8 protein-coding genes and 1 pseudogene are annotated in these 8,305 nt (G+C 69.4%); 5 read left to right on the top strand and 4 right to left on the bottom strand.

The features are described from left to right. Positions 1 to 380 precede the first annotated feature (380 nt). Positions 381 to 833: a c-type cytochrome gene (locus VNS22_RS11980; protein WP_325732687.1), complete on the top strand. Its 453-nt coding sequence runs from the start codon at positions 381 to 383 to the stop codon at positions 831 to 833. A 3-nt stretch (positions 834 to 836) separates the two neighbouring features. Further along, positions 837 to 1,673, top strand: a complete 837-nt coding sequence (locus VNS22_RS11975; RefSeq protein WP_325732685.1) for a cytochrome c — start codon at positions 837 to 839, stop codon at positions 1,671 to 1,673. On the opposite strand, the pseudogene VNS22_RS28565 reads toward VNS22_RS11975, so the two are convergent. Next, positions 1,670 to 2,890 (bottom strand): annotated as a pseudogene (locus tag VNS22_RS28565) (IS481 family transposase). The gene VNS22_RS11975 and the pseudogene VNS22_RS28565 sit on opposite strands and share 4 nt — an antisense overlap. A 17-nt stretch (positions 2,891 to 2,907) precedes the next feature. Between VNS22_RS28565 and VNS22_RS11960 the strand changes: the two are divergent. Both VNS22_RS11960 and meaB read left to right on the top strand, forming a co-directional pair. Further along, positions 2,908 to 3,147: a hypothetical protein gene (locus VNS22_RS11960; RefSeq protein ID WP_325732683.1), complete on the top strand. Its 240-nt coding sequence runs from the start codon at positions 2,908 to 2,910 to the stop codon at positions 3,145 to 3,147. Between the two features lie 849 nt (positions 3,148 to 3,996). Next, on the top strand, positions 3,997 to 5,025 hold the full coding sequence (meaB, locus tag VNS22_RS11955; RefSeq protein ID WP_325732682.1) for a methylmalonyl Co-A mutase-associated GTPase MeaB: 1,029 nt from the start codon (positions 3,997 to 3,999) through the stop codon (positions 5,023 to 5,025). On the opposite strand, the gene VNS22_RS11950 is transcribed toward meaB, so the two are convergent. Then, complete coding sequence (locus VNS22_RS11950) at positions 4,983 to 5,630, bottom strand: hypothetical protein (RefSeq protein WP_325732681.1); 648 nt, start codon at positions 5,628 to 5,630, stop codon at positions 4,983 to 4,985. The genes meaB and VNS22_RS11950 overlap by 43 nt on opposite strands. A 166-nt stretch (positions 5,631 to 5,796) precedes the next feature. On the opposite strand from VNS22_RS11950, the gene VNS22_RS11945 reads away from it, so the two are divergent. After that, positions 5,797 to 6,219 carry a GatB/YqeY domain-containing protein gene (locus VNS22_RS11945; protein WP_325732679.1) on the top strand — a complete coding sequence of 141 codons (423 nt, stop codon included), beginning with the start codon at positions 5,797 to 5,799 and terminating at the stop codon, positions 6,217 to 6,219. A 37-nt stretch (positions 6,220 to 6,256) separates the two neighbouring features. Here the strand turns inward: VNS22_RS11945 and VNS22_RS11940 are convergent, their stop codons facing one another. Both VNS22_RS11940 and VNS22_RS11935 read right to left on the bottom strand, forming a co-directional pair. Beyond that, positions 6,257 to 7,672, bottom strand: coding sequence for a hypothetical protein (locus VNS22_RS11940; protein WP_325732677.1), 1,416 nt, complete (start codon positions 7,670 to 7,672; stop codon positions 6,257 to 6,259). Positions 7,673 to 7,753: 81 nt separating this feature from the next. Continuing rightward, positions 7,754 to 8,305: isochorismatase family protein (locus tag VNS22_RS11935; RefSeq protein ID WP_325732676.1), on the bottom strand; the 552-nt coding region annotated here is incomplete at its 5' end.

The raw sequence follows: 8,305 nt of genomic DNA, 5'->3' as shown, positions 1-8,305 counted from the left end.
GAGCACGGCGGGGTGGTGAACTCCAGTTTCGGGCCGCGCGGGCAGGGAACAGGCCGGCGGTCGTGCGGCGGGAACGATACCCTCCGGATCATCGAGGTATCAGGCCACGCTCGATTGGCTGGCGCCGATGCACGCGGCGAGGTCCGCAGTTGAGTACACCGGCAGTCAGGTTACGCCGGAAGTCGACCAGCGCGTCGATCCCGTCGAACAATATCCCGTGGATGTCACTAACTTGCCACGCAGTGCCCGCTTCGGGTCGCGCCATGCCGAGCGGGTCGGATGGGTCAGCGGCCTCGATTTTTTCTCGATGGACCGCGACGACAGCTTCGCGACACCTCGGAGTCATTCTAGAAGAGGCCATGTTTGCTGGGGAGGCTGATATGCGTTTGACCCGATATGCCGCAATTCTCGCCGTCGTCGCCGGGGCGGTCCTGGCCACCGGCTCGATCCTTGCTGCCGACGGCGTCATCGCCAAGCGTCAGGCCGACATGAAGGCCATGGGCAAGGAGATGGGTGGGATCAAGGACACGCTGGCCGCCAAGGGCGATCTGGCCAAGGTCCAGGCTCATGCCGAGGCGATCCGCAAGATCCTGGCCGAGGTGCCGGCCCTGTTCCCGGCCGGCAGCGATACCGGCCCCACCGACGCCCTGCCGGCGATCTGGTCCGACCAGGCAGGCTTCGACAGTGCGGTCGAGCGCGCCGACGGGCTGGCCGATGCTCTGGGCACGGCCGCCGGCACCGGGGAGATCGCCGCCGCCACCGCGGCGTTCGCGGCACTCGGCAAGAACGGCTGCGGCGGCTGCCACCAGTCCTACCGCAAGCCGCAAGGCTGACCGTTGCGCCTGGCATGTACGACCCTGCTCGCGGCGCTGGGCCTCGCCTGGCCCGCGGCCGGCATGGAACGGGGTGAACTCTTGTTCCACCTGGGCGGCTGCCAGTCCTGCCACTCGCAGGAGGGCGCGCCGCCGCTTTCCGGCGGCGCGCCCCTGGTGACGCCGCTCGGCACCTTCCATCCGCCCAACATCACGCCCGATCCAAAGACCGGGATCGGCAGCTGGAGCGAGGACGACTTCCTGCGTGCCATGGGCGAGGGGATCGCCCCGGATGGCTCGCCCTATTATCCGGCCTTCCCGTTCGCCAGCTATGCGCGGATGACCCAGGACGACCTGCGGGCACTCTGGGCCTACCTGCGCAATGACGTGGCGCCGGCCGAGCGTCCGTCGCCACCGCACGAGCTGATGTTCCCGTTCTCGATCCGCACCGGGCTTTGGACCTGGCGCTGGCTGTTCTTCGACCCGGCGCCGATCGATCCCGATCCGGCGCGGGACGCCTCGTGGAACGAGGGCGCCTATCTGGTGCGGGGTCCCGGCCACTGCGCGGAGTGCCACAGCCCCAGGACCTTCTGGGGTCTCGGTGTTCCGGACCCTGGCCAGGAGCTGGGCGGCAACCCCGGAGACCTGATCACCGGCCGTGCCCCCGCGATCACGCCCGATCCCGAGCACGGCATCGGCAAGTGGAGTCCGGAGGACCTGGACACCTTCCTGTCGCTGGGCATGACTTCCGAGGGCGACTTCGTGGGTGGCGAGATGGCCAAGGTCGTAGAGAACGCCACCGGGCCCATTCCTGCACAGGCGCGCGCCGCCATCGCCTCCTTCCTGCTCACGCCCCGCTAGCTGTATGGTCTCGGGATGTGGTGTGACGGGTCGAGCCTGAACCGGTTGGGCTCTTTCACCCAGGCTTGGCAGATGAACTCGTAGGGTGTGAGGCCACGCAGGGTCTTCAGCTGGCGGGCATGGTTATCGGCATCGACGAACAGCTGCAGGTGCGTTCTGAGCTGGTGGTGGCTGTCGTAGTGGTAACGCTTGACCGTTGCGTCCTTGATCGTGCGGTTCATGCGCTCGACTTGGCCATTGATCCATCGCTGGCCATGATCGGCCAGCAGGCCGATCATCCATCAGCAGCGCTATCCGGTTCAGAAGAACCGGACGGGCAGGCCATCGACCATCTCCTGCAAGGACCGCAGGCAGGAGCCGGCGGGAGGGGGTGGTTCACCTTGGTGAGGCGATGCTCGATGCCATCGCTGTGCGATCCCGGAGGGAGCAGCGGCACAGCCGCTGCAAGGCTCGTCGCACCCGCGATCGAAGATGTGCTGGATGTCCCAGATGTCCTGCTTGCGTGGCGTGAACTGGACATCGTGGTCGGCCAGCACGGTGTGGATGCGGTAGGGCACGGCCGTGATCAGGTCGCGCAGGAACTGGGCCGCCTCCATCTTGCCGGCGCTTTCCACAAGGCGGACGAAGGCGAACTTGCTGGTGCGGTCGCCTCCCGGGCCTGCTGGCCCGGTCTCCTTGGGAGATCGGATCAGCCGTCTGCTGACGGCTGATTGCCACGAACAGGCGCAGCTTGCCCTCTTCGGTAATGGCTTCAGCGATATCAATGTGGAAGTAGCCGATCGGGTAGCTGGCGAAGCACTTCTTTTCAGGCTTGTCGCCCTCGATCTCCGGCAGGCGGCTGATCCCATTGGGCTTCAGCCCGATCCACCGGAGGGATGGCCGCACAGCGGACAGGCCGAGCCAGACAGCGTGCAAAGACGAGCGGGTCAGGTGCGGGATGGTCGGCTGCAGGCTGTAGAGGCAGTCGTCCAGCGGCAGGAGCGTGTGCCGACGGAAGGCGACGATGATGGCCTCTTCTTCGGACGTCAGGACCGTCGAGCGAACCTCTTTCGGCCCCATGGGCGCGTCCGCGGCCGCCGACCGCTTGCGCCACTTCTGGATCGTGGTGGGGCTGACGCCCTAGCGCCTGGCCAGCGCTCTCACGCTGTCTTGGTGTAGCTGGATCGCGACGGACCGCCTTTTGTCGTACGGGTGCTGCCGTGGAGAACCCAGCCCATAGCGCTTCCCTCGCAGCATGCTGATCAACTGCACCACCACACTTCGGGACCAAACAATTTTTTTGAACACGGGGTTCCGGCGGTTCAGCCGCTGGAGCGTCGAGGGCGTCCGGCACCAGATCTTGGTCGCGCTGGCCGAGGATGCCGAGTTCGACGATCTGCTCGTCGACAGGACGATCGTGCGTGCGCACCAGCATGCTGCCGGTGGCGACAGGGGGCTTCAGGGTCAGGCGATTGGCCGTTCCGCGGCGGCCTGACCAGCAAGCTGCCTCTTTCGGTGCGTGGGCTGCCCGACCCGGATCATCCCGACGGCCGGTCGAGCCGGTGATGCGCCCCAAGCACTGTCCCTGATCGCGAGGCAACAGGCAAAAGTGGGGATCGCCGGTACCGCCCATGACACGGACGCCTTCCATGCGGCCATCGCCGCCAGAAGCGCGCGGGCGGTCATCCCGTCCCATCCGTCCCGAGCACAGCGCCTGCCGCTCGACCGGCACTCTTATCAGGAGCGGCACCTGGTCGGGTGCTGCATCGGCAGGCTCGAGCAGTTCCGCCGCGTCGCCACCCGCTACGAGAAGACCACCCGCAACCACCTCGCCATCGTCATCATCGCCGCCGGCATCCTCTGGATCAGACGAGGGTCCCCAGGAGCGAGCACTTCGTCACCGCGAGCCGGGTCGGCAATCCCTCACGTGCCGCGATCGCCGGCACGGGCAATGGAGCGATCACCCAATTATGATCGGCACCGCCATCATCTGGCCAGCCGACACCTTCAGCCGCCAGGGCATTTGGTGCGGTGGGTCGATGACCAAGAACGGTCTGGAATCCGATCGGCCGGCCTCCGGCCTGGGAGGGTTGATGACCATACTTGCCGGCTGGTACGGCGGCGAGGTCATGGGTGCTGTGGTAACCGATCGTTCGGGGCTCAGCACAGGTCGCGTGCGCAGCCCTGCCGTCGCGGGGCGTGCCGGTCGTCGGGTCGAGCTTCAGCGAGAAGGTCCTGTCCACCCCCGCCTGTCGGCCGGCTTTTTCCCGGCCGACAGGCGCTCCGGAGGCACGGAGCGGGCTACCCGGGGCTTTGCGCAGCGGCTAGGTGGGGAGCGATGAGCATGACCAACATCGCGCCGACGACCGCCGATCTGGCAAACCGTCTGCTCGCCGGGGAGCGGGCGGCGCTGGCCCGCGCGATCACCCTGATCGAGAGCCGCAGGGCCGATCATCAGGCGGCCGCGCAGGCGCTGCTGCGCCTGGTGCTGCCGCATGCCGGCGGTGCCCGGCGGATCGGCATCACCGGTGTACCGGGCGTGGGCAAGAGCAGCTTCATCGAGGCGTTCGGCACCATGCTGACCGGGGCCGGGCACAAGGTGGCGGTGCTGGCGGTGGACCCCTCCAGCACCCGCACCGGCGGTTCCATCCTGGGCGACAAGACCCGCATGGCCAGGCTCGCAACGGATCCTGCCGCCTTCGTCCGTCCGTCGCCATCGGCGGGCATGCTGGGCGGGGTGGCGCGCGCCACCCGGGAGGCCGGCCTGTTGTGCGAGGCCGCGGGCTATGATGTGGTCCTGGTCGAGACGGTGGGGGTGGGCCAGTCGGAGACGAGCGTCGCCGACATGGTCGACCTGTTTCTCGTGCTGATGCTGCCAGGGGCAGGCGACGAGCTGCAGGGCATCAAGAAGGGCCTGATCGAGCTGGCGGACTTGATCGCGGTCAACAAGGCGGACGGCGAGCAGCGGCTCGCCGCCGAGCAGGCGCGGCGTCACTATGCCAATGCGCTGCGCATCCTGCTGCCCGAGGACGCGGCCTCACGGCCGGATGTGCTGACGGTCTCGGCCCTGACCGGAGCGGGCCTGCCCGAGCTGTGGGCGAGCATGCTGCGCTGGCTGGAACGGATGAGGGCCACGGGTCAGCTCGACCAGAAGCGCCGGACCCAGCAGTTGCGCTGGCTGGACACGCTGCTGCATGCCCGGCTCCTGGAACTGCTGGCCCGCGACTCCGGCAGCGCGGTGGAACTGGCACGCTGCCGGGCGGAGGTGGCGGCGGGCGCGGAGACGCCGCTGCGGGCGGTGGAGCGGGTGCTCGCCGCCTTCGCCTCCGCTCAGAAGCCGAACCCGATGCCGACCCCGACGCTGCTGCCGTAGCTGCCGAAGCTGCCGAACCCGCCATAGCCTACGCCGCTGTAGCGATCATAGGCGTAGCGCTCGTACGGGTCGGGAAACAGGCGGTCGCCCACCGCCTGGAGCAGGTCGGCCGCATCCGCCGCCGTGTCTCCGGCGGCGACTGCCCGCAGATGCGCCACCGTGCTCGGGCCGTCGCAGACCAGGGCAGCCACCCGCCGGCCATCGCCGAACCCGGAGCCCAGCACCGCGTCTGGCGCGCAGGCGCGCCAGGGCGAGAGCTGTTCCGGTGGGCCGAACACGAGCAGTACGCGCGCCCCGTCGCTCTGGGCCTCCGGCTGCACAGCGAACTCGGCCCCGCCCACGACCCCCTGCGCCAGGGCCGCCTCCACCTCCGGCGCGGCCAGGCCACCCGGTGCAGAGCCCGTCGTCACCACCGGCATCGGCCCGGTCCGATTGACGTTCTCCAGCAGGATCCGGGCGGAGCGGGGATCACCGTCCGCGACCGGCCCTACTTCCGGCCCGCCGGCGCAGGCGCCGAGCGCCAGCAGCCCGGCCAGGCAGGCAACGCGCAGCGGCAGCGGTCCCGTCCCCGCCGCATCTGTCCCCGCTGTCCGCTCATCCCGCATCGTTGCAGCCCCATCCACCATGCCGCCAAGACCGACCTGGCTATCACGGCGCCGTTTCACTGCCGGCCCCGCGACCCCACATTTACATCAACGCCGGGTGATCTGCCCGGCTCCCTGCCGGCAGGCCAGCGTGCCGGCAGGGCTCTTAACCCTTCCGGACGATATCATGGCCCTGTTCGATCAGCTCCGCTCCGACCGGCTCGCCGCGATGAAGGCGCGCGACGAGGTCGCCAAGAACCTGCTGGGTACCCTGATCGCGGCTGCCGGCAAGGACGACAAGTCGCCGGACGACGAGACGGTGGTGCGCACGGTCCGCGCCTTCCTCAAGAACGTCGAGGAAACCATCGGCCATCTCGCCGGCCGCGACACTTCCGTCCAGGAGCGCGAGCGCGCGATCCTCACCGGCTACCTGCCGGTCATGCTCGACGAGGCTCAGACCCGTGCCGAAGTCGAGGCGGTGGTCGCGGCCCTGCCCGAGCGCTCGCCGCGGCAGATGGGCAAGGTGATGGCGGAACTGAAGGCCCGCCACGGCTCGGCCATCGACCTCAAGCTCGCCAGCCCGATGGTGAAGGCTGCGCTGGAAGGCTGAGTAGCGCCGGCTGGTCCAGGCGGGCACCGGCACCTCGTCAGGCTGCCTGCCGGGGGGGCTGGGCGAAGCGGGCGTTGCGCGAGCGCAGCATGGCCGGGCTGGGCTCGAAGCTGCCGGCTTCCCCGAGCCGGCGGGCGAACAGCTGGCGACGCCGCTCCAGCTCCGGAGTGAATGCGTTGCTGTGCCGGTAGCGGGTGAGCCAGGGATACAGGAAGGCCCCGCCGTGAAAGCCAGAATGGGCGACCAGGCGCGCGGTCGCATGGATCAGCCCGAGTTCGGTCGCTTCCGGCCCGTCGGCCGCCGTTGCCAGCTTCCACCACACCGGCCCGTCCGCCTCACCCGCCTGGTCCGCCCAGGGCAGGATCGGTAGGAACGGCTCGTCCAGGCGCAGTTGCCCCTCCTGCAGCAGGTGCAGGAGCGGACGCATCGCCTCCAGGGCAGCGCCTCTCGCACCGGCGGCGGCCAGCAAGGCGGCCAGGGTGGTCAGCCGGGCCGGGTGGTCCATCAGGTCGACGAAGTCGCGCAGTCCGCCGAGCCATGTCCGGACCAGCCGTCCCGTCCAGACGATCCGCGCCGGCAGCGGCAGGCCTGCCGCCAGCCCAGCCTCGACCCTGCGCGCGAGATCCGGCCAGCCCGGGGGCAGCGGCCCAGGCAGGGGCGGGACGTCCAGCTCAGCCAGTGCCAGTTCTTCGGCATGCGCCAGCAGGCCACGCTCGGCCAGCCCGGCCTGACGCTCCAGCGGGCAGGCGATCAGATTGGAGGTGAAATCGTCCAGGAAACCCGCATCGAGCGGTGCCACTGCGGCGAAGCCCGGCAGGAGATGGTGCAGCGCATAGCCATGTTCTCGGAGCAGCAGGCCGGCCTCGCCGACGGACCCGCCATTGGCCGGGCCGATGGGGAGCACCAGGGTCGGCCGGGACGATTCCAGCAATTGCCGGCCGCCTGCGAGCATGGCGAGCGGATCGGGACCGAGCCGGACCAGCTCGAACGGACCATGGTCCGCGGCCAGGCGGTCCAGCGTGGTGGCCGGCGGCGCGACGCCGATTTCCTCCGGGGAGGCGATCTGGGCAAGAAGGGGGATCAGCGGGTCCAGCCGGTTGCCGGCGCGGATCGCCTGGAGGCGGGCATGTCCTGCCGGCAGCGGATCGCAGGCCAGCACGGCGCCGGAGGGGCCGATCCGCCTTGCCAGGGTCGCCGACAGGATCCCGCAGCCCGGTACCGTGTCCAGCACGCGCCAGCCCGGCTGCACCAGCCGTCGAAGCCAGCCATGCTCAAGCTCGTACCAGTCTTCCTGCTCGAACATGACCCAGGACGCCATCGCGTCCAGGTCATTGGCGGCCAGGATGCGCACGCCGCCCGTGACCTCGATCTCGATCGGCTCGCCGCGTCGCCGGGTCGGATCCAGGCGCAGGTCCGCCTGGCCCGCCGATCGTCGTCTGCCTCGTCCCGTCATGCCCCATCCCGCCGGCCATCACCCGACGGAGCATAGAGGGTGCCGGTTAACGAATTCCTAATGGCTTGCCCATGTGCGGGGTCAGCCCTGGATCTCGCTGGCGAGCACCGCGCCGCGCGACGCCATCAGGTAGAGGCCCAGATGGTGGGTGAGCGCCTGGGGATGGGCGGCACTGTCCGGCAGGCCCAGATGGCGGGCCGTCTCGAGCGGCAGGTCGTAGGTGGCGCAGGCCGGCTCCAGCACCACGATGTCGCGCAGCGTGGACAGCAGGCCGTGGTTGCGTGCCGACAGCATGGTCACGACGAAATCCAGCACGCAGATGTCCGTACAGATCCCGGTGACCACGATCGAGCGGAGCCGATTGAGCGCGATCCAGTCCACGACCCGGTTATGGGTGACGCCGTGACCGGGATGGGCCGGTTCAATGGCGCCGACGAAGCCGTTGATGCAGTCCTTGCGGATCAGGGTGGCGATCGGCTCGCCGTCCAGCCATGCCAGCTCGTCGACCAGTTCCTCATGACCGCTGCCACGCTCACAGTGCGGCGGATAGGGCGGCTCGAGCCGGCCAGGCTCGTGGGTGTCGAGGAATGCCAGCAGCGGACGTCCGGCCGCGACGAAGCGGCGGGCGAGATC

The sequence above is a fragment of the Geminicoccus sp. genome (assembly GCF_035556675.1).
Taxonomy (GTDB): domain Bacteria; phylum Pseudomonadota; class Alphaproteobacteria; order Geminicoccales; family Geminicoccaceae; genus Geminicoccus.
Note: the sequence above shows the minus strand (reverse complement) of the source record. Positions and strands in the feature narration are given on the sequence as shown.